This window comes from Halococcus hamelinensis 100A6 (assembly GCF_000336675.1).
GTDB classification, from domain to species: Archaea; Halobacteriota; Halobacteria; order Halobacteriales; family Halococcaceae; genus Halococcus; species Halococcus hamelinensis.
The window spans coordinates 20,473-42,146 of sequence record NZ_AOMB01000025.1; the positions used below are offsets into that span (position 1 = coordinate 20,473).

General features: G+C 65.4%; 21 protein-coding genes. 13 read left to right on the plus strand and 8 right to left on the minus strand.

The genetic code is table 11. The features are described from left to right. Positions 1-8 precede the first annotated feature (8 nt). The 5 genes from C447_RS08800 to C447_RS08820 all read left to right on the plus strand — a co-directional run bounded on the left by C447_RS08800 (position 9) and on the right by C447_RS08820 (position 5,106). Entirely contained in the window at positions 9-977 is a 969-nt protein-coding gene (locus C447_RS08800; protein WP_007693027.1) for an ABC transporter permease, read from the plus strand. Continuing rightward, a complete protein-coding gene (locus C447_RS08805; RefSeq protein ID WP_007693028.1) occupies positions 977-2,158 on the plus strand; it encodes an ABC transporter permease in 1,182 nt (393 codons plus the stop codon). Before C447_RS08800 ends, C447_RS08805 begins: the two co-directional genes overlap by 1 nt. Continuing rightward, entirely contained in the window at positions 2,155-3,207 is a 1,053-nt protein-coding gene (locus C447_RS08810) for an ABC transporter ATP-binding protein (RefSeq protein WP_007693029.1), read from the plus strand. Before C447_RS08805 ends, C447_RS08810 begins: the two co-directional genes overlap by 4 nt. Beyond that, positions 3,204-4,517: an ABC transporter ATP-binding protein gene (locus C447_RS08815; RefSeq protein WP_007693030.1), complete on the plus strand. Its 1,314-nt coding sequence runs from the start codon at positions 3,204-3,206 to the stop codon at positions 4,515-4,517. Before C447_RS08810 ends, C447_RS08815 begins: the two co-directional genes overlap by 4 nt. 85 nt (positions 4,518-4,602) lie before the next feature. Further along, entirely contained in the window at positions 4,603-5,106 is a 504-nt protein-coding gene (locus C447_RS08820) for an NUDIX hydrolase (protein ID WP_007693031.1), read from the plus strand. A 54-nt stretch (positions 5,107-5,160) separates the two neighbouring features. Here the strand turns inward: C447_RS08820 and C447_RS08825 are convergent, their stop codons facing one another. The 3 genes from C447_RS08825 to C447_RS08835 all read right to left on the minus strand — a co-directional run bounded on the left by C447_RS08825 (position 5,161) and on the right by C447_RS08835 (position 8,313). Beyond that, a complete protein-coding gene (locus C447_RS08825; protein ID WP_007693036.1) occupies positions 5,161-6,210 on the minus strand; it encodes a phytoene/squalene synthase family protein in 1,050 nt (349 codons plus the stop codon). Between the two features lie 145 nt (positions 6,211-6,355). After that, complete coding sequence (locus tag C447_RS08830; protein ID WP_007693038.1) at positions 6,356-7,042, minus strand: PHP domain-containing protein; 687 nt, start codon at positions 7,040-7,042, stop codon at positions 6,356-6,358. Positions 7,043-7,818: 776 nt separating this feature from the next. Then, positions 7,819-8,313 (minus strand): GNAT family N-acetyltransferase, encoded by a 495-nt coding sequence (locus C447_RS08835; protein WP_007693039.1) that lies wholly within the window; start codon positions 8,311-8,313, stop codon positions 7,819-7,821. Positions 8,314-8,392: 79 nt separating this feature from the next. Here C447_RS08835 and C447_RS08840 point away from each other — a divergent pair, with 79 nt between their 5' ends. The 4 genes from C447_RS08840 (at position 8,393) to C447_RS08855 (ending at position 10,867) form a co-directional block, all read left to right on the plus strand. Beyond that, a complete protein-coding gene (locus C447_RS08840) occupies positions 8,393-8,803 on the plus strand; it encodes a hypothetical protein (protein WP_007693041.1) in 411 nt (136 codons plus the stop codon). 69 nt (positions 8,804-8,872) lie between these two features. After that, positions 8,873-9,583: a helix-turn-helix domain-containing protein gene (locus C447_RS08845; protein ID WP_007693043.1), complete on the plus strand. Its 711-nt coding sequence runs from the start codon at positions 8,873-8,875 to the stop codon at positions 9,581-9,583. A 77-nt stretch (positions 9,584-9,660) separates the two neighbouring features. Continuing rightward, positions 9,661-10,404, plus strand: coding sequence for a proteasome assembly chaperone family protein (locus tag C447_RS08850; RefSeq protein WP_007693045.1), 744 nt, complete (start codon positions 9,661-9,663; stop codon positions 10,402-10,404). A 94-nt stretch (positions 10,405-10,498) separates the two neighbouring features. Then, on the plus strand, positions 10,499-10,867 hold the full coding sequence (locus C447_RS08855) for a hypothetical protein (protein WP_007693047.1): 369 nt from the start codon (positions 10,499-10,501) through the stop codon (positions 10,865-10,867). Between the two features lie 33 nt (positions 10,868-10,900). On the opposite strand, the gene hmgB is transcribed toward C447_RS08855, so the two are convergent. The 4 genes from hmgB to C447_RS08880 form a co-directional block, all read right to left on the minus strand. Beyond that, entirely contained in the window at positions 10,901-12,238 is a 1,338-nt protein-coding gene (gene hmgB / locus C447_RS08860) for a hydroxymethylglutaryl-CoA synthase (RefSeq protein ID WP_007693049.1), read from the minus strand. A gap of 74 nt (positions 12,239-12,312) precedes the next feature. Further along, entirely contained in the window at positions 12,313-13,335 is a 1,023-nt protein-coding gene (locus tag C447_RS08865) for a formate/nitrite transporter family protein (protein ID WP_007693051.1), read from the minus strand. A gap of 251 nt (positions 13,336-13,586) precedes the next feature. Then, on the minus strand, positions 13,587-14,618 hold the full coding sequence (locus C447_RS08870; RefSeq protein ID WP_007693052.1) for a glycoside hydrolase family 26 protein: 1,032 nt from the start codon (positions 14,616-14,618) through the stop codon (positions 13,587-13,589). 673 nt (positions 14,619-15,291) lie between these two features. Beyond that, positions 15,292-16,386 carry an MFS transporter gene (locus C447_RS08880; RefSeq protein WP_007693056.1) on the minus strand — a complete coding sequence of 365 codons (1,095 nt, stop codon included), beginning with the start codon at positions 16,384-16,386 and terminating at the stop codon, positions 15,292-15,294. 491 nt (positions 16,387-16,877) lie between these two features. Between C447_RS08880 and C447_RS08885 the strand changes: the two genes are divergently transcribed. Both C447_RS08885 and C447_RS08890 read left to right on the plus strand, forming a co-directional pair. Beyond that, positions 16,878-17,348, plus strand: coding sequence for a universal stress protein (locus tag C447_RS08885; protein ID WP_237713457.1), 471 nt, complete (start codon positions 16,878-16,880; stop codon positions 17,346-17,348). A 19-nt stretch (positions 17,349-17,367) separates the two neighbouring features. Further along, entirely contained in the window at positions 17,368-17,877 is a 510-nt protein-coding gene (locus C447_RS08890; RefSeq protein WP_007693065.1) for an HPP family protein, read from the plus strand. A gap of 14 nt (positions 17,878-17,891) precedes the next feature. On the opposite strand, the gene C447_RS08895 is transcribed toward C447_RS08890, so the two are convergent. Continuing rightward, positions 17,892-18,743, minus strand: a complete 852-nt coding sequence (locus tag C447_RS08895; protein ID WP_007693067.1) for a formate/nitrite transporter family protein — start codon at positions 18,741-18,743, stop codon at positions 17,892-17,894. A 655-nt stretch (positions 18,744-19,398) separates the two neighbouring features. On the opposite strand from C447_RS08895, the gene C447_RS08900 reads away from it, so the two are divergent. Together C447_RS08900 and C447_RS08905 are read left to right on the plus strand one after the other, a co-directional pair. Then, positions 19,399-20,403 carry an ABC transporter substrate-binding protein gene (locus tag C447_RS08900; RefSeq protein WP_007693069.1) on the plus strand — a complete coding sequence of 335 codons (1,005 nt, stop codon included), beginning with the start codon at positions 19,399-19,401 and terminating at the stop codon, positions 20,401-20,403. Between the two features lie 70 nt (positions 20,404-20,473). Beyond that, on the plus strand, positions 20,474-21,625 hold the full coding sequence (locus C447_RS08905; protein WP_237713458.1) for a carboxylate--amine ligase: 1,152 nt from the start codon (positions 20,474-20,476) through the stop codon (positions 21,623-21,625). Positions 21,626-21,674 lie beyond the last annotated feature (49 nt).

The following is a 21,674-nucleotide window of genomic DNA, read 5'->3' on the forward strand; positions in this document are numbered from 1 at the left end:
TGGTGAGCATGGCGTGGTACGTCGCCCGGCGGGTCGGCTGGGCATTCGTGGTCGCGTTCATCATCGTGAGCGTGACGTTCGCGCTGCTACAGGTCTCGCCGGACCCTGGTCTCGCACAGGCGAAGTTTCAGGCGACCCAGTCGGGTGGGGACGCCCAGTCGGCCGCCGCGGCGTATAGACAGCGCCGCGGTCTTGACCAACCCGTTTGGCAACGTTACGCCAACTACGTCGGCAACGTCGCCACCGGTCACTGGGGGTGGTCCGATACGAGGTCACAACCGGTCACGGCGGCGCTGCTCGATGCGTATCCCTATACGCTGATGTACAGCGTCCCTTCCGTGATACTCTCGACCGTCCTCGGAATGGCTATCGGGTTGTATTCGGCGACCCACCAGTACACCAAATCCGACTACGCCGCGACGCTCTTCGCGTTCTTCGGCATCAGCATCCCGAACTTCTGGTTCGGGATCGTTCTGTTGTTGGTCTTCAGCGTCACGCTCGGCTGGTTCCCGATCCTGTTCGATCCGAACCTGTCGACGTTCTCGATAGCCAACATTAGACAGCTCGTTCTCCCAGTGGTGGTCCTCACGACGGGCGCGATAGCGACACAGATGCGGTACGGTCGTGCGGAGTCGCTCGAATACGTCGGTGCGACGTTCGTCAAGACCGCCCGCGCGAAGGGCGCGAGTTCACGGCGGATCACGTACCGACACATCTTTCGCGCGGCACTCGTCCCGTTGTCGACGATCCTCGTCGGGGACGTTCTCGCCCTGCTCGTCAGTTCGTCGGTGCTAGTCGAAGTGGTGTTCGGTATCCCCGGACTCGGTCGGCTGGTCTTCGACGCGATCGAGCAGCAGGACACCGCCCTGGTGCTCGGGACGACCTTCATCTTCGTGGCGATAGGTGTGATCGGAAACCTGCTACAGGACCTCGCGTACACCGTTCTCGACCCGCGGATAGATTTCAGTGACCGATAATGGCAACCGACTCATCCCCAACAGACGACCGATTCGAGACCATCGACTGGGAAGCTATCGAGGGCCAGCGGCGGTCACTGCCGCGCCGGACGATCGCGTTCGGGGCGACGCTCCTCGTCTATCTGGCGCTGGTGGCGTACAACCTCGTCTATCCGATGGCTGGCGACCAGCCGCTGCCGGTTCTCGACTGGGATGTCGGCGGTGCCGACTGGCTGTTCATCCTCACGCTCATCGTTCTCCTGTTCTACGCCGTGGTTCCGCTCGCGGTCAACCGCCGGATGACGCGGTACTACTGGCGGGAGTTCAAGAAGAACACCGCGGCAGTCGTAAGCCTCGTCTTCCTCCTGTGCGTGCTCGCGGTCGGTATCGTCGGTCCGATAGTTCTCAGCCCACCCGAAGTCGACGTCATCGCCGCCTACCAGCCGCCGATGGGCCTCAGCGTCGCCCAGGACGTGCCAGTGGGCTGTGTCGGGAGCGTCTCGGGCGGTCAGTGTCAGGGCACGTGGGCCCACCCGCTGGGGACGACCGGTGAGGGCAAGGACATCTTCAAGATGATCGTCTTCGGGATGCGCGTCAGCATGGAGGTCGGACTGGTCGGGATGTTGATACGCGTCGTCACTGGAACCATTGTTGGCACCACCGCGGCGTACTTCGGCGGAACCGTCGACGAGGTCCTCATGCGCTACGTTGACATCCAGATCTCCTTTCCCGAGTTCATCCTGTTCTTGCTCTTGCTCTATATCTTCGGCGGCAGTCTTCTGTTGCTCATCGGGATCTTCGGCTTTTTCGGCTGGGGTGGTATCGCACGGCTCGTCAGAAGCGAGGCGCTCCAGCGCCGCGAGGAGGAGTACTTCCGGGCGGCCGAGGGGGCTGGCGCGAGTACGGTCTACACTATCCGCCGGCACCTCGTCCCCAACGTCTCGAACACCGTCATCACGGCGGCGACGATCGGGATCCCGATACTGATCCTCGCCGAGGCGGCCTACTCCTTCCTCGGACTGACGGACCCGACGGTCCCCTCGTGGGGACAGGTCATCGCGGCGGGCCGGGGTGACCTCTCGACCGCGTGGTGGATCTCGACGATCCCCGGATTCTTCCTCTTCGCGACGATCATGGCGTTCAACTTCCTTGGCGACGCGCTTCGGGACGCGCTTGACCCCCGACAGGAGAACGCCGAATGACCGACGAACCGCTCCTCACCGTCGAGAACCTCACGACCCGCTTTCACACCGACGAGGGCATCGTTCACGCTGTCGACGGCGTGAGCTTCGAGGTCGGACGGGGGGAAACGGTCTGTATCGTCGGCGAAAGCGGCTCCGGAAAAACCGTCACCAGTGAGTCGATAACGAAACTCATCCAGTCTCCACCGGGCGAGATAGCCGACGGGGACGTCCGGTTCGATGGCGAGAGCATCGTCGGGATGAGCGATACACAGCTCAGGTCGGTCCGAGGTGGCCGGATCGGACACGTCTTCCAGAACCCACAGGATGCGCTGAATCCGGTCTACACCGCCGGCTGGCAGATCGTAGAGGCGATCCAGCTCCACCGAGACCTCGGGAAGCGTGCCGCCCGTGAGCGGGCGGTCGAACTCCTCGACCGGGTCGGGATCCCGGACGCGCCCGCCCGGTTCGACGACTACCCCCACCAGTTCTCCGGCGGGATGAAACAGCGCGTCGTGATCGCGATGGCACTGGCGTCGGACCCGGACCTCTTGATCGCCGACGAGCCCACGACCGCGCTCGACGTCACGATCCAGGCTCAGATCCTGTGGCTGCTCCGCGAACTCCAGGCGGACTTCGGGATGTCGATACTGCTCATCACGCACGACCTGAGCGTCGTCGCCGAGATCGCGGACCGCGTGATCGTGATGTACGCCGGGAAGGTAATGGAACAAGGCGACGTGTACGACGTCTTCGAGCATCCATCCCATCCTTACACTCGCGCGCTGTTCGGCTGTCTTCCGGGTCGGGGAGGATCGATACGAACCATCGGCGGCTCGTTGCCGAGCGCGACCAATCCACCCGACGGCTGTCGGTTCCATCCCCGGTGTCCGCACGCCATCGACGACTGCAAGGGCGGTGATCAGCTGCCGCTGACGCCGACCGAACGCGACGGCCACGTCGTCTCGTGTATCTACTACCAGCCGGGATACGACGCTTCGGCGATCGTCGATGGCGATGCGGACGACGGTCCACGCGGGCCGAGCTACGCCGACGGGGGCCAGCTATGACGACCGACCACCTCCTCTCGGTTCGCGGGCTGAAGAAACACTATCCGATCACCGAGGGAATCCTGCGTCGGGAGGTCGGTCGGGTACGTGCGGTCGACGGCATCGATTTCGACCTCGACCGCGGTGAGACTCTCGGGTTGGTTGGCGAATCAGGCTGCGGGAAATCGACGGCCGCGACGACCCTGCTTCGGTTCGAGGAGCCGACCGAGGGTGAGATCGAGTTCGACGGAACCGACCTGTTGGCGTGCGACAAAGACGAGCTGAAGCGGTTCCGTCGCCGGGCACAGATGGTCTTCCAGGACCCGAACTCGAGCTTCGACCCCCGGATGACGATCGGCGAGTCGGTGGCCGAACCGCTTCGGGTTCACGGGCTACCGCGAGAACGCCGTCGGGCGGTCGTCCGCAACACCCTCGAACGGGTTGGGCTGGACGCGACCGCCGCGGACCGGTATCCACATGAGTTCTCTGGCGGGCAGAAGCAGCGTATCGCGCTCGCACGCGCGCTGGTTCTCAACCCCGATCTCATCGTGGCTGACGAACCCGTGAGCGCACTCGACGTGAGTCTCCAGGCCGAGATCCTGACCCTGATCGATGACATCCAGCAGGAGTTCGGTCTCGGTATCCTCTTCATTAGCCACGACATGAGTGTCATACAGCAGGTCTGCAACCGAGTCGCAGTGATGTATCTCGGCGAGATCGTCGAGATCGGCTCGACGGACGCGGTGTTTTCGGATCCACAGCATCCCTACACGCAGGCGTTGCTCGCATCGATCCCGAACCCCGACCCGCGCAAGCGTGGCCGGGGAACCGAACTCGCCGGTGACGTCCCGAATCCGTCGAACCCCCCATCCGGCTGTCGGTTCCACACCCGGTGTCCGGCAGTGATCCAGCCGGCGGAGTACGAGTTCGAACAGGAACACTGGCGAAGCGTGATGACGTTCCGGATCCGGCTCGCGAACCGTCAGGTGGATGCCGACTCGATGCGGGAGGTCCTCGTCGCCGAGGGTGACGCGACCGACGTCGACGCCATCCCCGACGACCGAGTGGCGGCGTTCATCCGGGAGGAGTTCTCGATACCGACACCGCTCTCGGACCCGGAGGCCGAATCGGTGGTCGCCGATGCGATCGGGGATATCACCGCCGGCGACCCCGACGCCGCGGAGAACACCCTCGCCACGGCGTTCGAGACGGTCTGCGAGCATCGCCACCCCGACCTCCGAGACTCCAACGGCACCCAGCGTGCGGCGTGTCTCCGTCACGACACCGATGTGAGCACGACCCACACAGCCGTATCGTCCACTGAGGACTGACCACCCTCCACCGTCCGAACCCGTCCAGCTGGTTTCCAGTGCCGGCGGTCACAACACCGAAACCCCCACCAGTCGTCCCCGAACCATGGAGACGACCCGGCATTTCACCGCCACCGTGTACCTCGTCAACGACGGCGCGGCCGCGCTCCACCACCACCCAAAACTCGGGATCCGAATCCCACCGGGTGGACACGTCGACCGCGACGAACTCCCGCACGAGACCGCGATCCGGGAGGTCTACGAGGAGACGGGCTACGAGGTCGAACTGCTCGGCGACGCCCCTGCGGTCGACGCGCCGGACGGTCGCGCGCTCCCGACGCCGCGCTACCAGCTATGCTACGACATCGACGTGGGTCCCGAGGGCGTCTACCATCAGCACATCGACCAAGTCTACTTCGCGCGGGTTCCTCACCGCGAGATCGCCCCCGCCGGTGACGACGAACCGGGTCCCGAGGCGTGGGATTGGTACGCCCCCACGGACCTCGACGCCGAAGCGGAAAGCGACTCGCTGGGACGTGATACGATTCGGATCGCGAAGGAAGCGGTCGCGGCGGCCGAGCGCGCCGATCGAACACGCCGGAGAAAGTAACGGCGATTAGACTACCGATTCAGGTCTCTCTCTCTCTCCGGTCCTCGAAACGCGCTATCCGGTGCGGTGGAAGGGCTGTCTGGCCACCTTCGCGGAGAGCGCCGAGAGGGCTTCACGGTCGACGCCCTCGGCGAACTGCTCGACGATCGCGAACACCTCGGCTTGGGAGACCTTCACGCCGCCCTCGCGGATCACGTCCTCGGGCCGATCGGTGAGTTCCCGAAGCGTGCCGACCGCGAGGAGGTAGGGCACCGCCCACGCCGCGAGGGTGTTGCCGCCGGTCTCGGGTGTGGCTTCGAGGTAGGTGCGCGCGCCGTCGAGGTAGCCCGTGGCGTGCTCGGCGACGCGACGAACGACGGACGCGACGGCCGTGACGTTCTCGTCGGCACAGACTCGTTCCTGGTCGACGCCGTGCTCGCGGAGCCACGCCGCCGGGAGGTAGACGTTGTTCTCCTCGTGGTAGTCGTCGGTGACGTCCTTCGCGACGTTGACCAACTGGAGGAGGAGGCCGAACGCGCGGTCGTGTTCGCGGAGGTGGCGGACCCGCTCGGGTGGGGCGTCGCGCGCGAGGAGGTTCGTCACGAGGGTGCCGACGGTGCCCGCGACGTACCAGCAGTACTCCTCGAGTTCGTCGAGGCTCTCGATACGGATGCCGCCCGTCTCGGTGTGGCGCTCGACGAACATCGCCATCCCGTCGACGAGTTCACGGATCGGGTCGCGGACCGCCGCCTTCGCCGTCGCGTCGAGCCCGTCGAAGGTCCTGACGACGCGGTCGGCCCGGGCGACCACCGTCCAGTCGTCGTCGAGGTCGGCCGGAAGCCACGGTTCGACAGCCGCCACGAACGCTTCGATGTCGGTGGCGTCCTCGGGGTCGAGCGCGCGGCTGTAAGTCGTGAGCAGTTCGGCCTGATCCTCGTCCGGGATGTGGCCGGCGTCCTCGACGGTGTCGGCGACCCGACAGAGGAGGTAGCTCACGCAGACCTCGGTCGCCATCGGTTCGTCGAGCGCGGACACGGTCAGGGCGAACGTTCGGGACGTACCTTGGAGCGCGTCGTGGCACCACCGTCGGTCGTCGGCGTCGGTCGGCTTACCGGCGGCAGTCATGTCTCCCCGTTCGGGGTTCTATCGGAAAAGCCCTCACAAAGCGATCGGTCAGTTCGCCTCCCGAGCCCGCCCCCCAACCCCGGGACCGAAGCTCGTTCCCGCCGTTCGGTTCGTTCGGGTATCGGTCGGTGGTCGACGGCGTTCGTTACTCGAAGAGACCCGCGACCCGGTTGCGGATCCGGCGTTTGACGCCGCCGCTCGCCTGCCGGAGGCTGATCCGCCACGGGGTTCGTTTGCCGATGACCTCGGTTCGGCCGGCCTTGACCCCATCGAGCACGCCGGAGACGGTTCGTTCGGCGGCGTCGACCCTCGTCTCGGCCTGGCCGACCATCTCCGCGATGTGGGCGTCGCTCCCCGCGGTCATCGGGAGGTCGTTCGCGCGGGCGAACCGCTCGGCGTGACGGTTCGAGCGTCCGGTCAGGAGTCGCGAGTTGTAGATCTCGATGGCGTCGGCGGTGGCGAGCTCGGCGCGCGTGATGTGGGGGGCGACCCCCGAGCGCGAGCGCTGGAAGGGATGGGGCACCACCGCGATGCCGCCCTGGTCGCGGATCGCGGCGAGGGTCTCGCCGAAGGAGAGCCCCGCCGGGACGCGCTCGCTGATCCCGAGTGCGAGGATGTGGCCCGCGGCGGAGGTGACTTCCGAGCCGGGGATCCCGACCAGCCCGTAGTCGGCGGCCCGCTCGGCGGCCGCGAGGCTGGCGTCGATCTCGTCGTGGTCGGTGATCGCGAGCGCGTCCAGCCCGACCGCTTCGGCCTGGGCCAACAGGAGGTCGACGGGGTCGCGACCGTCGAACGACAGCTCGGAGTGACAGTGTAACTCGACCGACAGCACGGGTAGCGGTTCGCGCGACGGAGCAAAAAGGACTCGGTGTTCGACCGCTCCGCTGGACGCACAGGGACGTTTTCGGCGGATCGGCTCTTGGCTTCGGTTGCCGGATGCTGCGGCGCGCGGCAGCGGTCGGCGCGAACGATGGTGAGCGCCGAGCGCGAATCGGCGTGCGAGGGATGACTGAGCGAGCGTCGCGAGCGAAGGAGTCGGCTGGGGAGGTGTGTGGCCGTCGCGGGGCGGTGGTAGTGGTTGTACTGTGAGCGAACGAAGTGAGCGAGCAGCCTTTTTAGTCCGCTGGAAGAGCGGAGCTCTTCCAAGCTCTGTCTCGCTTCGCTCGACAGAACAGGTTTTTGCGACCAGCGAGGGACCTTCGGTCCCTCGTGCTCTTGGAAAGCGAGGCTTTCCAACGGTCAGGAAATCGGAGATTTCCTTCGACGTGCGAACGGGCGCTTCGCGCCNCAGCGAGGGACCTTCGGTCCCTCGTGCTCTTGGAAAGCGAGGCTTTCCAACGGTCAGGAAATCGGAGATTTCCTTCGACGTGCGAACGGGCGCTTCGCGCCCGTGAGCAGAGAGTGGTTCGCCGAAGGCGAACCCGACGAGGAAAAAAGTGGGTGCGGGAGGTGTGTGGCCGTCGCGGGGCGGGTGCGGTAGCGGGGCGGTCTCTCGTTTGCGTCGGGATCCGGTAGCTGTCCCTGTCGCCGTTCGATACAAGATCACTCGGCGTTTCGACCGCGGCGCGCTTTTCTCCTCCGTCGACGTGGTCTCCTCGTCGTCGGAATTCAGTGCTCGCGCATCAGGAGGTCGCCCCACGGCTCGAAGCCGTGTCGCCGGTAGACCCCGTTCGCGGGTCCGTTGTCGGGGTCGACGTCGAGCGCGACCCGATCGAGCGGGAGGTCTTGGCCCTCGACGCACGCGAACGCCGCGTCGAGCAGGTCGTCGACCAGTCCAGTCCCCCGATGGGCCTCGTCGACGTAGAGTTCGTTCACCACGGCCGCGTCCCAGATCATCGAGAGCTCCCCCGGGAGGACGAAGACGTAGCCCGCGAGTTCGTTCCCCCGCTCCGCCGGGTCGGCCACCGCGATGCAGTCGGGGTCGTGTTCGATACACCACTCCACCCAGTCGAGGTAGCGCTCGCGATAGCCCTCGGTGAGCTTGCCGTCGTAGGTCTCGGCTTTCCCTCCACCGCCGAGCCCACCGAGTTCCCGCTCGAAGTCCTCCTTCAGCCCCCACAACGACCCCTCGTCCCGCGACGGGTCGTATCGTCTGACATCCATGCCGACCCGTGGTCGAGGGTGTAGTTACGCGTTCCGAGACCGACGAAACGATTATGCGAGCCTCGTTCGAGCGTCCGTCGTGTCTCGACTGACCGAGCTCGTCCGGTTCGTCCTCGCCCTGGTGGCGTTTCTCTGGCTGTCGGCTCCGTTCGCGGGGTTGCTCACCCCGCCGGATCCGTTCACTCAGATCATCGCGCTGGGCGTCGGTGCGGTCGGCGCGGTGCCGGCTGCGGTCGTGTTCGTCCGTCGGTCGCACTCGCTCGAACGGCTCTACGGCTACCTGCTCGCTGCAAACGTACTGGTGATCCCCGTTGCGTTCATTGGTGCGGGCGTGCTCTTTCTCCTCCGAACCGCACTCCCCGTCTCGGTTTCATCGTCCGGCCTCGTCCAGACGATCGAAGGTGCTCTCCTGGTGTCCGCCGCCTATCTCCTCGCCTTCCACCTCGTCTACCGTGGCGGCTACGCCCGACTGAAGACTCGATTCGCGTAGCTTCGTCCACCGACCCAGTCGGTTCGTCGAGGCCAGTAGGGTTTTATTCGGGCCGTAGGTGTGGTGGGTATGACCGACCGCGGCCCGCGCCGGGAGCTCGCGAGCAAGATCGCCGGCGACGTGGTGCTGAGCGACGACCCCGGCGCGACGATCCGGAAGTGGCGCACCGACTTCGACGTCCCCCAGACCGCGCTCGCGGAGGAACTCGACATCTCGGCCTCGGTGGTCTCCGATTACGAGAGCGGTCGGCGACAGAGCCCCGGTATCGGCGTCGTCAGGCGCATCGTGACCGGCCTGCTCGACATCGACGAGGCGCGCGGCGGTGAACACCTCCGTCAGTACGCCCGCCTCCTCTCGGCGGGGTTCGACCGCGAGGTCGTCCGCGACCTCCGGGAGTACCCGACCCCGGTGCGGCTCAACGGCTTCTACGACGCCATCGACGCGACGGAGGTCGTCGCGGGCTCGCACGACACCGTCGCGGGCCACACGGTCATCAACTCGATCGAGGCGATCGTCCGGCTCTCCACCGAGGAGTTCTATCGGCTCTACGGCCAGAGCACGAACCGGGCGCTCGTCTTCACCGGGGTCTCGAACGGCGAGGGGGCGCTGGTCGCCCTTCGGGTCGTCACCCCGACCCCGACCGCGGTGGTGCTCCACGGTATCGACACCGAGGACCTCTGGGAGCACGCCCCGGCGCTCGCACGCGCCGACGGCTTCTCGCTCGCGGTGGCCGACGGCGACCTCGAAACGATGCTCGACGCCCTCGGCGGGATGACCTGAGTCCACGACCCGACTCCGACCCTGGGCCCGGGCCCCGCATGGCGAATCGTTAAACCGGGTTCCCACGAACGCGGGGCATGGCCGCACACCAGCGCGAAGGCCGGTCCGTTTTCGATATCAGCCACACGGAAGCGCCCGACTCCGAGACGCTCGTCGTGGGCTTCGCGGAGTTCGGGCTCGCGGGGCTCACCGCCGCCGATTACCTCGTCGACCACCTCGAACTCGAGGAGATCGGCCACGTCACCACCGAGGGGCTGCCGGCCGTGACGCCGTTCGAGAACGGGGCTCCGCGCCACGCCTCGCGGCTGTTCTCGCGACCCGACCTCGACATCACGGTGTTCATGAACGAACTCTTCGTGCCGCCGTGGGCCACCGACGCCGTCGCGGAGTCCGTCCTCGACTGGACCGAGGCGAACGACGTCGACGAGGTCGCGGTGCTCTCGGGCGTCCCCTACCAGCACGGCCCCGAGGAACACCGGACGTTCTACGTCGCCACCGATGACTACCGCGACCATCGGTTGACCGACACCGAGATCCCGCCGATGCCGGGCGGTTTCTTCAACGGCCTCAACGCCAAGCTCGTCGCCCGCGGCATGGAGTCACCGCTCCGGACGGGCGTGTTCGTCACGCCGGTCCACGCTCAGGTCCCCGACATCGAGGCCGCGATCCGACTGCTGGAGGCGGTCGAGTCGGTCTACGACCTCACGGTCGACACCGACCCGCTCCGGGCGTACGCCGCGAACCTCCAGCAGTACTACGCCGGGCTCGCCGAGCAGCTCGCCCCCGAGACGGACGACTCGCCCGACTGGATGTTCGGCTGAACCGGCGCGAGATCGGTTCGGTCCGACGGTCGAGTCGCATTGTCGCCCATGCTAGCGGCGACAGAACTATCCTTTCGCTCCGCCGACCGGAAGTATGATCAGCCGCCGAACGCGCGCCCGATTCGAGTTCCTCGTCAGCCTCTGTTCGATCCCCGTGCTGGTAGCGTGGGGGAACCTCGTGACGGACGAGGAGGAATCGAGCTTTCCGGACCCACGCTGGGTGGGCGTCGGCTTCGTCTACCGGGTCGCGTACTCGCGGGCCTACGACACCGACCGTGGTGGCCTCCGGACGTCGCGAGTGCGGCGAGCCGGCGTCAAGTGGGCCGTGAACGCGTTCGCCCGCCGACTGCCGCAGGGCCGGTCGGCGGCGCGCTGGAGTTTCTCGCTGGGAGCGCGGCTGGGCCGCGTCGTCTACCGACTCCGCTACGGCGTTCTCGGTCCCGTTCCCGACGGCGAGGAGTGAGAGGTCGGTCGGACTTCTCGAACGACGCGTCGACTACTCGACGTACTCGTAGACCCGTTCGTCCATCGGGCCGCGCCCGCTCAGGACGAACTCCGATTCGGGCGTCGTGAACGCCTCGAAGTCGGTCTCCTTGTCGTGGTTGTGGACGTCGTGGACCTGCTCGTACTCCTCGTAGGAGATGTCGTAGCGCGCCGCGAGCTGGTCGTCGATGTCGAGGGCACCGATCTCCTCGGTCCAGCCCTCGCGGACGGTCTCGGTGTGGATCTCGGCCTGCGCGCCGCTGCCGTAGGAGCCCACGAGGAGTTTCTCGTTCGTCATGTCGATATCGTCTTCGAGGGCGCGTTTGAGCGCGCTCGCGCGGGCGACGTGCACGGAGCCGGTGTACCAGTTGCCGACGTGGCGCGCGATGTCGAGGGTCGGCTCGATGGCCCCCTCGTACCACCCGCGGTACGCCTCGGTCTCCTTCAGGTCGTCCATGTAGTCGCGAACCGCGTCCATGAACTGCTCCTCGTCGTCGAACTCCTCGATCCGGGGCTGTCGACCGATCTCGCTCGCGAGGTCGTCCTCGATCGAGGAGTCGCGGATCATGTGGCGGTAGCCGAGCATCGCGGCCTTGCGCACCATGCCCGGGAACGGCGTGTGGAACGGAATGTACCGAAACTGGTCGGGGTGCGTGGGTTCGGCGACCGACTCGTAGTCCTCCAGCGCCTCCCGCATCCGGGCGAGGTAGACCTGGACCGAGCGTTTGCCGTCCACGCTCGGGAACTGCTGGTTGGGCTTGAGGAAGTCGGTCTCGTCGGCGCTCCCGAAGCCCTGTTCGGGGCTGAGTTCGACGAGATTCGGGTCCTCGGTCACGAGCATCGCCACCGCGCCCGCGCCCTGGGTCGCCTCGCCGGCGTCGCCGCGGGCATAGAGCGCGGTGTCGGTCGCGATCACGAGCGCCGCGCGGCCACGGTGACGGCCCGCCCGGATCCAGTTGTAGGCGTCGTCGAGGCTCTGGGTACCCGAGATGCACGCGAACTTGCGCTCGCCCTTGTTCGCGTGGTGGAAGTCCCCCTCGTAGACCTGTTCGAGACAGCCCGCGATGTAGGTCGAGACGGGTTTCGAGTTGTCGAACGCGCTCTCGGTCGCGACGTCGATCCGGCCGATGTCGTCGGGTTCGAGCCCCTTTCGGTCCATCAGCCGATGGGCGGCGTTCGCCCCCATCGTCACGATGTCCTCGTCGACGTCGGGGAACGAACTCGCGTGCAGCCCGAGGCCTTTGGTGTACTTCTCCGGCGCTTCGTCCATCGCTGGTGCGAACGTCTCCACGAGGTCGAGCTTGAGCTTCCCGGCGTGGATCGCGACCGCATCGATGCCGACGCTGTTCATGGACCCCGGTGGGACGAGCGGTCATATGCCTCTGTCGATTCGAATATCGTCGATCGTCGAAGTAGCGGGTCGGGTCAGTCGGAGGTCGAGCCCTCGCCCGAGGTGGTGGTCGTCGGTTTGCCGATGTAGTTCCCGAACAGCCACTCGTTCCAGTCGAGGTTGCTCCGGTTGTAGGCGCGGCTCTCGTGGGTGTGGCTGTAGTTCAACAGCGCGACCAGCACCACGCCGCCGACGGTGTTGCCGAGCGTCGCCGGCACGAGGAACTGGGTGAAGAAGGCGAGCAGCGACTCGCCGCCGGAGAAGACCACGTAGAGCGTCTCCCCCGCGCCGACGATGCAGTGAGCGAGTTCGGCGGCCCCCACGGCGTACGTGAGCGCGAAGATGACCAGCACCCGGGCGGCGGTGTCGCGCGCGGCGTGGATCAGCCAGACCATCCCGGCGATGAGCACGCCGGCGAAGACCCCCTTCCAGAAGATCGCCCCCCACGAGAGTTCGAAGAAGTGGTGGCCGATCTGGCTGGCCATTGCGGCGGCTTGCGGTTCGAGGACGTGGGTGTTGGCGAGGACGTACGCGCTCGCCGCCACCCCGAGGATGTTCGCCGTAAAGACGACGACCCACACGCGGAGCATGGCGGGGATCGACGCGACCCGGGTCATCACCAACGTCACCGGCGTCAGCGTGTTCTCGGTGAACAGTTGATAGCTCCCGAGCACCACGAACATGAATCCGACCGGGTAGAGCAGGTAACCCGCGGCCGAGGAAGCGCCGTTCTCGCCGGGTATCAGCCCCGAGAGCGCGGCGACGCCGATGAACGAGAGGCTCATCGCGAACCCCGCCGCGAGCCCGCTCAAAAAGAGCAACCGAAAGCTCCGGTTGAACTCCTCGTCGGCGGTCGCGAGAATGCGTTGGAAGATCTCGTCGGCGGAGAACCGGTCGCGAACCGCCGACCCCGCGGCCGGTGCCCCCTGCTCCGACCTGTCGATCGTGCTCCGGAGCGCGTCTTCAGTGGTGTCTTCGCCTCCGTTCCGGTCTTCCTCGTCGTCGAGTGCCGGTTCGGAATCGTCGGTCGTGTTCGGCGGGCGCTCGCGGTCGTTCATTCGCCGTCTTCCCCGCCGGTCCGTGTCCAGAACATCGTGTGCGGATCTCGTGATCAGCGCATCTAAGCGTTGGGTTTCCGGGCGATCCGGGTCTGACCGGACGCGGCAAATGCAGGCACTACAATCAAGGATATTCGCTTTCTCCTCGGCTCGTCTCTCAGCGACCCCGGATACCGGGCGTTCGAGAACTCCACTCCGGGTGAAGCGGTGTTACAACGGCGACGACCACGCTCGGAGCGTGGAGAGTCACCTCACAGGTCGCCACTGAACTCGCGGTCCGTCAGGCGAGCCCCCGCGTCGGCGTCGCCACGAACGACCGACGGCGAGTTCACCGTCGCTCGATACGCGTCGTAGGTGGCGTAGGAGTCACCGTCGATCTCGTGGGTATCCGTCCCTCGCTCGCCGCCGAACACCGCCCAATCGGATTCGTCCTGGCCGGATTTCTCGGTGTTGAACCAGTTCACCATCCGGATATCGCGGTCGTCGGCGAACGAGAACAACCGCCTCACCCACCGTGCCTTCGCCGAGGGCGTGAAGTCGTCACCCTTGAACGACGACGAGGCGACCTCGGGGAGCGCGACCGGTTTCCCGGTCAACTCCCGCATCCGTTCGAGCATGGGGCCGAATATCTCCTCGGGCGTCCGCCACTCCGAGTACGACTGCGAATCCCCGAAGTTGAAGCCATCGAGGCCGACCCAGTCGACGTAGTCGTCGCCCGGATAGTAGGCTTCGGCCCGCACACCCCCGATCTCGTCGGCGTTCGGCGACCACATCCACTGTATCGTCGTCTCGTCCAGCCCGCTCTCCGTGAAGACCGCGTGGATCTGCCGCCACATCTCGACGTAATCGTTCGTCGTCGACGACGAGTCGGCGCTCCAGGGGAACCAGTTGCCGTTCATCTCGTGGCCGGGCCGGAAGTAGAACCGCCGCTGGGTGCCGTCGTCGGTGGTCCAGTCGTTGAGTCGTGCTGCCCACGTCTCGAGGAGCGCGTCGTGGTCCCCGTCGGCGATCTCGCGTGCGATGTCGTCGGCGGTGTCGGTGGTGCTGCCGGTCGACGGAAGCCACGTGATGACGGGGACGGAGCCGGCCTCCCAGATGGGCGTCATTCGATTGGGAACGAATCGGCTCACGACGTCCTCCGACCGCAGTCCTTCGACGAACTCCATCGTGAGTGCGGGTGGATGGCCGAGCCAGCTCTCGAAGAGTTCGAGGTCGTCGGTGTACGACCCCGACCCACCGATGTAGGCCCCCGTGAGGAGCGGGTCCGAGGGAGACGAGGCCACGTCCGCTGTCGATGTCGCCGTCGGTGTCGACGTGGCCTCCGAGGTGGTCGTCGACCCGGCCGTCGAAGTGGAGACGGATGTCGTAGAGGAAGCGCGAATCCCGGTCCCGGTGGGACACGCCGCAGATCCGGAGCGCGTCCCCGTCGGAGACGATGTTTCGGCCGTCGACGGAGAACACGGACCGCTCGTTCGACGGGCCCCGTTTCGGACCGTCGCGTCGGTTCCGGAGGACCGGCTCGACGGCGTACCGGCTCGCTGTGGGACGGTCGTCGGTCCGACGGCGTCGGTAGTGATGACGGATTGCTGGCGCGGGTCGGTCGTGACCTCGGTCACGACACCCGTCTCCGGCCGAGTCTCGGTCGGTGGGGTCCCACCGTCGTCCGACGAACAGCCAGCACTCATCACGAGCGTCCCCGCCCCCATACATTTCAGCAGTCCTCGACGCGAAAACGCCGCTCCTCGGCTATTCGGCCCGAGTGTAGTCATCGTATAAAAGTCAGCCAGCAGGTTCCATTAAGTGTTCGGCTTGTTCGATCGAACGTATCCATCGCCGACCGAAGCGGCTGTACGAACCGACCGGCAGCCCCTGAAAACACGAAGTCATCACCGATCCGAGAGCGATAACTGCCGTGCGGTGTAGTCCTACCGATCTCGGTGGTGGATACTGACACGGCTAGCCGGTTTCGGCCGGAAGTCGAAACGTGAGCAACGTGACGACGGCCATGAGGAGTGCCAACGAGAGATAGCCCTCGTCGAAGAAGCCGCGTTCGGCTACAGCGCCGAAGAGCACCGGCCCCATCGACGCCAGCAAGGACGCGCTCGATCTGACGGCCCCCAACCCGGTGCCCTCTATCTCCGGTGGGATCGTCTCGGAGAGGTACGACTGGGTGATCGCACCCGACCCCAACATCGAACTGATGAGAACCGTGTCCGCGGCGAGCAACCAGAACCCATCGAGGAAGGGGAGGAGGGCGAAACCGGCGATCGCCCCGCCGAGTATGGCCGGGAGCGAACGCCGGATCCCGATCACGTCGTACGCGACCCCGGCGAGCGGTTTCGCGACGATACCGAACGCGAAGAACAGGCTGAACAGCGCGCTCGCCGTCGTCGAGGAGAACCCCTTCTCGTCGATCAGATACGTCGGGTAGAACGCCGAGAACGTCTGCAAAACCCCGATGTACAGGGTCAGGATGACGACCATTATCACCAACGTCGGGTGATAGAGTTCTCGGAGAACGTCCGTCGCCCGCTGGAGGGTCAACTCCGTGTCCGCCGTGTCGGACGGAGCGGTCGACGGGAGCGACCGCCAGACGGCGACCGCAACCACCACGAGGAGGGGGACGACGAAGACGAGGCCGGCCTGCCACGCGAGACCGATGAGAACGCCAGCGACCAACGGGAGGACCGTCTGACCGGTATCACCTGCTGCCATCGTTATCCCCAGCACACGACCGATCCGGTCGGGATAGAGGTCCGAGAGAACGGTGATCCGGGCAACGGGGTAGAGGGAGAGTCCGGCACCGATCAGCCCGGTTGCCGCGAACAGACTCCACGTCGTCGGGGCGAGAACGACCAACGACACAGCACCGGCGACGGTCACCAGTCCCGCCGTCAGTATCGTCCGCTCACCGTACCGATCGGCCAGCACGCCGCCCGGAACCTGCCCGATCGCGTAGGTGATCCAGATGAGGGTGACCAACAAGCCGGCAGTGGTGAGCGTGAGGTCGAAGCTCTCGCTCAACGAGGGCAACAACACCGGATAGATCATCCGCGTCCCGTTCAGGAGGCCCCATCCGAGCGCTATCGCGATTAGTTGCTTCCCTTTTCCGCCGGCCCACAGTCTTCCTATTTCCTGTCGGAGAGAGATCAGCGTGTTTGACGACCCCAGTTGCTCGCTTCTACCCTAGTCGGGTCAATAACGCTTGCAGTGCCAGCACGAAAATCCGGTTACTGAGACAGAATGATGGGATTTCGAAGGGTGGTAGCACCGTGGTTGGTCGCGGATATGGCCGAGCGTGCGGGACCAGTCGTCACGTGACTGCTGACGAGCGGTGCTCAGGACCCTCTCGAATTCCGGCTGCCGACCGACTCGATAGCTGGACGGCGCGAGAGCGGTACGACACTCGGATACCCGCTTGTCGTCGAGACCTTTTATGCGACGAGCGCCAAGCGAGGCTATGGGTGAGCGTGCGTGTTACCTGGCCATCTGTCCCCGCTGTGACCTCCGGGTGTCCATCGCGGAGACGGAGTGCCCCGACTGTGGGGCCGAGATCGACGAGGGGAATCCCTGAGGATCGTGTACTCGTATCTATGACGGAACGGGTACTCGTCCCGCTCACGGACTCGAATCACGCATGGCCGGGGCTCGAGTACGCACTCGAACTGTATCCGGAGGCGGACGTCACGGTGATAAACGTCGTCGACCCGGCGGGAGCGGGCTATGGAGAACGTTCGTCCGGCGACGAAAACGAACGAGGGACTCCGGAGGATCAAGCAGCGGAGTTGTTCACGGCGGCGACCGACCTGGCGAACGAATCCGGGAGGGAACTCACCACGACCCTCATAGAGGGTCGCCCCGCAGCGGCGATCGTCGACCACTCGGAGGACCACTCCTTCGATGCGATCGTAATGGGAAGTCGCGGGCGGTCCGGCGTTTCCCGCGTCCTCCTCGGAAGCGTCGCCGGAACCGTCGTAGAGAACGCTTCGGTGCCGGTCACCGTCGTACCGTGAGTCCCCGTTGGCCGGAGCGATGAACGACCGGATAGCGACGAGCCTTCACACGGGACTCCTGATCGCGATTCTGGGGATGCTCACGTGGGCGAGCGGGTTGCCGACGTTGTTCCCGAGTTTGGGCCCGTCGGCGTTCGTTCTCGCGATGTTCCCCGAGAGCGAAGCGAGCAACCCGAAGCGGGTGATAGGAAGCCACGTCCTCGGGGTGGTCGCTGGCTTTCTCGCGTACCATCTGTTTGCCCCGGGAATCGTCGTGACGGGCCCCATTCCCCCGTTTTCGCTCGTTGGACTTCGATTGGCCGTGAGCAGCGTCGTCGCGATCGTCTTGACCGTGACCGGTATGCTCCACTTCGGGATCCGTCATCCGCCAGCCTGTGCGACGACGCTCATCGTCGCACTCGGGTTGCTCCCGACCGTTTCCGACGGGGTGGTCATCGTCGTTGCCGTCGTCGTCATCGTCGCCGTTCAGTTGCTCCTGCTTCGTATCGACGAGTTCCTCGGAGACGTCACGAACACGAGCCTCTCGTAGGCCGGAACGAACTGTCAGGAGTCGCCGGTCGTCTCGGCCTCGAAGTCCACGTCCTGTTGTTCGCCGGCGAGTTCGATATGGCCGTAGTTGAGCAACCCGACGAAGACGGCTCCCCCGATGATATTCCCGACCGTCGTCCAGAGGAGGAAGTGCACGAAGTCCCCGATGGTCACTCCCTGGCCCAGGAAGATCGCGGAGACCACCTCGGTCGTTCCGAGGATGGCGTGATGGAACGGGCCGAAGCCGATCGCCCCGGTGACGAGTAGTGTGAACACGATCCGTCCGACCGTATCACGGCTCGCCGCGACGAGCCAGGTGGTCATCCCCATGAGCCAACCGGCCACGACGCCGCTCAGGAGGATCGTCCACCACGGCAGTGGCACTAACGCATCCGCGAGCGTTCCGAACGCCGATGGCGACACGATCCCCATCGACGGTCCGAGAGTGGCGATGAGACCGGCAAATATCACGCATCCAAGCAGGTTCGAAACGTACGTTGCACCCCAGAGCCCGCCGAGGTCGCCGAGCGATGCCCGGCGGTCGAGAACCGGGAGCACAGCCATCGTGGAGTGGGCGGTGAACAACTCCGTTTGCCCGAGAACCACGAACAGGAACGCTATCGAGGAGAGGCTTCCCAGCGCGATCTGCTGGACCAACTGGGATTCGAACCCACCGGAAAACGTCAGTGCCATCCCCATGAACAGCGCACCGAAACTCAGATTCAACCCCGCCGCGAGCCCGGACAGGAAGACTCCCGTCACTGGGCGAGCGATCTCCTGGAGCGCTTCTTCCATCTCCCGTTCGAGGATGTTCTGATACGAGAGGGACCCACCGGAGGGCTCGTCGCTTCCCGTCTCAGTACTCATTCAACGACACCAACACGGTTTGGCGACGATACCGGTCCCGACGGTAAGTCGGTTGGGCTTGCTGGGGACCACCTCCGGGCAATTCCCCGGTCGAATCCGGCCGTGAGCCAGAACACGAGGTAGGATGTCACGAGAACGAGTGTCCGGTGGCATCGCTGCAGCAAGGCGACCGAACCCCGTTCGAGAACGGTGTGCTCCGTCGCCCTCACTAGCATGTGACGTCCCAAATACGAACGTATTGAGCACGGTCAGGGAGCCGAGCGAGTTGGGAACCGAGTGAATTCGTCGTTAGCGTGCCGAATCCGGGTCCTCGTTTTCGAGGTGTGGCGAGAAGCCCACTCCGTGTTCGCGTAGCTGTAAACGAACCAGAACCACTATAACGTTTTAGGCGAGCCTAATAATCATGGGCCACGAGTCCGCTCGGCGAACGGAACCGGCACGACGCGATTACCTCCGATATAGTGGCGCGATACTCGGCGGTGGCGTGCTCGCGGGTTGTACTGGCGGTGGGACCGATGGGAACGCTTCGAATGCCAGTAGCGGCGGGGCGAACGGGTCGGACGCCACTGCGAACAACTCCGGGACGAGCGGTTCGAACGCATCCGACGATTCGGGTGCGCAAGCAGGTGATGGACGAAATTCGTACAGCGTCGAGATGGCCCCGATGGGAACGGTCGAATTCCAAAGCCCGCCGGAGAGCGTGTTTACGGTCCTCCTTCACCACGCGGACATGGCGCTCGCACTCGGCTACGGCGACTCGCTCACCGGGATGTACAACCCGGAGGGGTTCGAGGAGAGCTACAACACGCTTCTCGAACGGCTCGATGGGGTCTCGGTCGACTGGTCGGACCTCGTCGATACGTACAATCCCGACAAGGAACTCCTCTACGAACTCGATAGCGACATCCACCTCGAAGACCCCGCGAACATGGTCCTGATGGACGCGTGGGAGACCGAAGACGTCGAGGAGATCCGGACGAACGTCTCACCGTGGTTCGGTAACTCGCTCAGCCGTAATCACAGCGAGCCACCGAAGGGATGGGCCGACCGGTATCGGTACTACACCCTCTGGGAGATCTTCGGTAAGGTCGCGGAGGTCTTCCAGGAAGGGACACGGTACGAGGCTCTCTCCGAGATCCACACGAACCTCCTCTCGACTATCGAATCCGGTCTTCCACAGTCCGACGACCGGCCGCGTACGGCACGAGTGCTCCTGCGAAAGGGGATCTGGGTCTATCAGATGAACGGGCCGGGCACCGTTCGAGCGCATACTCGCGTGTTCGACGTCGAGGATGCGCTTGCCGACGTGCCGAACGCGAGCCAGATCGACATCGAGGGGCTTGCCGAAGCCGACCCGGAGGTCGTCCTCGTCGACGGTGGGTTGGGCCCGGAGTGGACGTCGACCAAACAGCAGCTCACGGACGAACCGGCCGCCCAGAGCATCACGGCTGTGGAAAACGACCAGGTCTATCCGATCGGTGTCCGATACGGCGGCCCGGTGATGAACGTCTTCCAACTCGAAACGATCGCCAAACAGCTGTTCCCGGAGCAGTTCGGCGAGTGGCCAGCCTACGACGGTGGCCCGTATCCGGAGTTTCCGGAGGACGAACAGCTCTTCGACCGCCAGCGCATGGTGGACGTCATCAACGGGGACCTCTAGCGACGGGTTTCCGATCGCCCCGGAAAACACACCCTTATCCGAATGGCGTCGTTCCACTGCCCACGAACCGATGAGACGTGCCTTAGTGCTGAACGCCGAACGTCGGCAGGCGTTGGCGGCGATACGTAGTCTCGGCCGGCAGGGGATCGCCGTCACGGCGATGGCCGAACAGCGGTTCACCGCCGGCGGTCTCTCGAAGTACACCGAGCGTTCGATACGCTACCCGAACCCCCGCGACCACGAAGCGGCCTTCCTCGACGTCCTCCTCGACGAGCTCCAGCGGCGGGAGTACGACCTACTCCTTGCGGGGAACAATCAGACGGTAGTGCCCGTCGTAGAGTCCCGTGACCGACTGGAACCGTACGTAACCGTTCCCCACCCCGAGTACGCGACGTTGATGCGTGGACTGGACAAGGGACGGACGATGATGGCCGCGCGCGAGGCGGGTATCCCCCACCCGACGACGCTGACCCCGGACGAACTGGACCTGGACGCGGTCGAGTCGGCGCTCGACTATCCGGTCGTGGTCAAGCCACGGACGGCCGCCGGCCGGCAAGGGGTGTCGGTCTGTGACTCCGCCGCTGAACTCGAACGCGTCTACGAACGGACCCGCCGCCAGCACGGGCCGCTACTCGTACAGGAGTTCATCCCGAACGGCGGCGAATGCGGTGTGTACGTACTCTATGACGGTGATTCGGAGCGCAGGGCACACGTCGTCCAACGACGTCTACGGACCGTTCCCCCGGAGGGTGGACTGAGCACCTATCGCGAAACGTTCGAGAGCCCCGAACTGGTCTCGCTCGCGGACGACTTCCTCTCGGCGCTCGACTGGACGGGTGTGGCACACGTCGAGTTCCGCATCGACCCGCGGAACGGCGAGCCGAAACTCATCGAGATCAACCCCCACTTCTGGCACAGCCTTCCCCACGCCATCGCCTCCGGCGTCGACTTCCCGTACTTGCTGTACCAGCTAGCGGTCGAGGGGGAGTGCGAGACGGTCGAGGGGTACCAGGTGGGCGTACGGAGCCAGTGGCTCATCGGGGAACTCGCACACGTACTGGCGAGCGAGAACGCGCTCGAAGCCGGACGCGGGGTCGTCCGGGCGGCAGCCACGAACCGAAACTACGATATCGCGTCGGCGAGCGACCCGCTGGCGATGGGCGGGAGTCTGCTGGGCGAGGGCTACAACTTCGTGAAGCGCCGCCTCCCGAAACCCTTGTGAGACCACGGGACCAGCTACGTCCGTGACTCCCGTTCGCGCGGCGTCGACC

Bases quoted from the DNA above. Each gene is read 5' to 3' on its own strand.
- C447_RS08800 (WP_007693027.1), top strand. From the start codon at position 9: ATGGCGTGGTACGTCGCCCGGCGGGTCGGCTGGGCATTCGTGGTCGCG.
- C447_RS08805 (WP_007693028.1), top strand. From the start codon at position 977: ATGGCAACCGACTCATCCCCAACAGACGACCGATTCGAGACCATCGAC.
- C447_RS08810 (WP_007693029.1), top strand. From the start codon at position 2,155: ATGACCGACGAACCGCTCCTCACCGTCGAGAACCTCACGACCCGCTTT.
- C447_RS08815 (WP_007693030.1), top strand. From the start codon at position 3,204: ATGACGACCGACCACCTCCTCTCGGTTCGCGGGCTGAAGAAACACTAT.
- C447_RS08820 (WP_007693031.1), top strand. From the start codon at position 4,603: ATGGAGACGACCCGGCATTTCACCGCCACCGTGTACCTCGTCAACGAC.
- C447_RS08825 (WP_007693036.1), bottom strand. From the start codon at position 6,210: ATGACTGCCGCCGGTAAGCCGACCGACGCCGACGACCGACGGTGGTGC.
- C447_RS08835 (WP_007693039.1), bottom strand. From the start codon at position 8,313: ATGGATGTCAGACGATACGACCCGTCGCGGGACGAGGGGTCGTTGTGG.
- C447_RS08845 (WP_007693043.1), top strand. From the start codon at position 8,873: ATGACCGACCGCGGCCCGCGCCGGGAGCTCGCGAGCAAGATCGCCGGC.
- C447_RS08850 (WP_007693045.1), top strand. From the start codon at position 9,661: ATGGCCGCACACCAGCGCGAAGGCCGGTCCGTTTTCGATATCAGCCAC.
- C447_RS08855 (WP_007693047.1), top strand. From the start codon at position 10,499: ATGATCAGCCGCCGAACGCGCGCCCGATTCGAGTTCCTCGTCAGCCTC.
- hmgB (WP_007693049.1), bottom strand. From the start codon at position 12,238: ATGAACAGCGTCGGCATCGATGCGGTCGCGATCCACGCCGGGAAGCTC.
- C447_RS08865 (WP_007693051.1), bottom strand. From the start codon at position 13,335: ATGAACGACCGCGAGCGCCCGCCGAACACGACCGACGATTCCGAACCG.
- C447_RS08880 (WP_007693056.1), bottom strand. From the start codon at position 16,386: ATGATCTATCCGGTGTTGTTGCCCTCGTTGAGCGAGAGCTTCGACCTC.
- C447_RS08890 (WP_007693065.1), top strand. From the start codon at position 17,368: ATGAACGACCGGATAGCGACGAGCCTTCACACGGGACTCCTGATCGCG.
- C447_RS08895 (WP_007693067.1), bottom strand. From the start codon at position 18,743: ATGAGTACTGAGACGGGAAGCGACGAGCCCTCCGGTGGGTCCCTCTCG.
- C447_RS08900 (WP_007693069.1), top strand. From the start codon at position 19,399: ATGGCCCCGATGGGAACGGTCGAATTCCAAAGCCCGCCGGAGAGCGTG.
- C447_RS08905 (WP_237713458.1), top strand. From the start codon at position 20,474: ATGAGACGTGCCTTAGTGCTGAACGCCGAACGTCGGCAGGCGTTGGCG.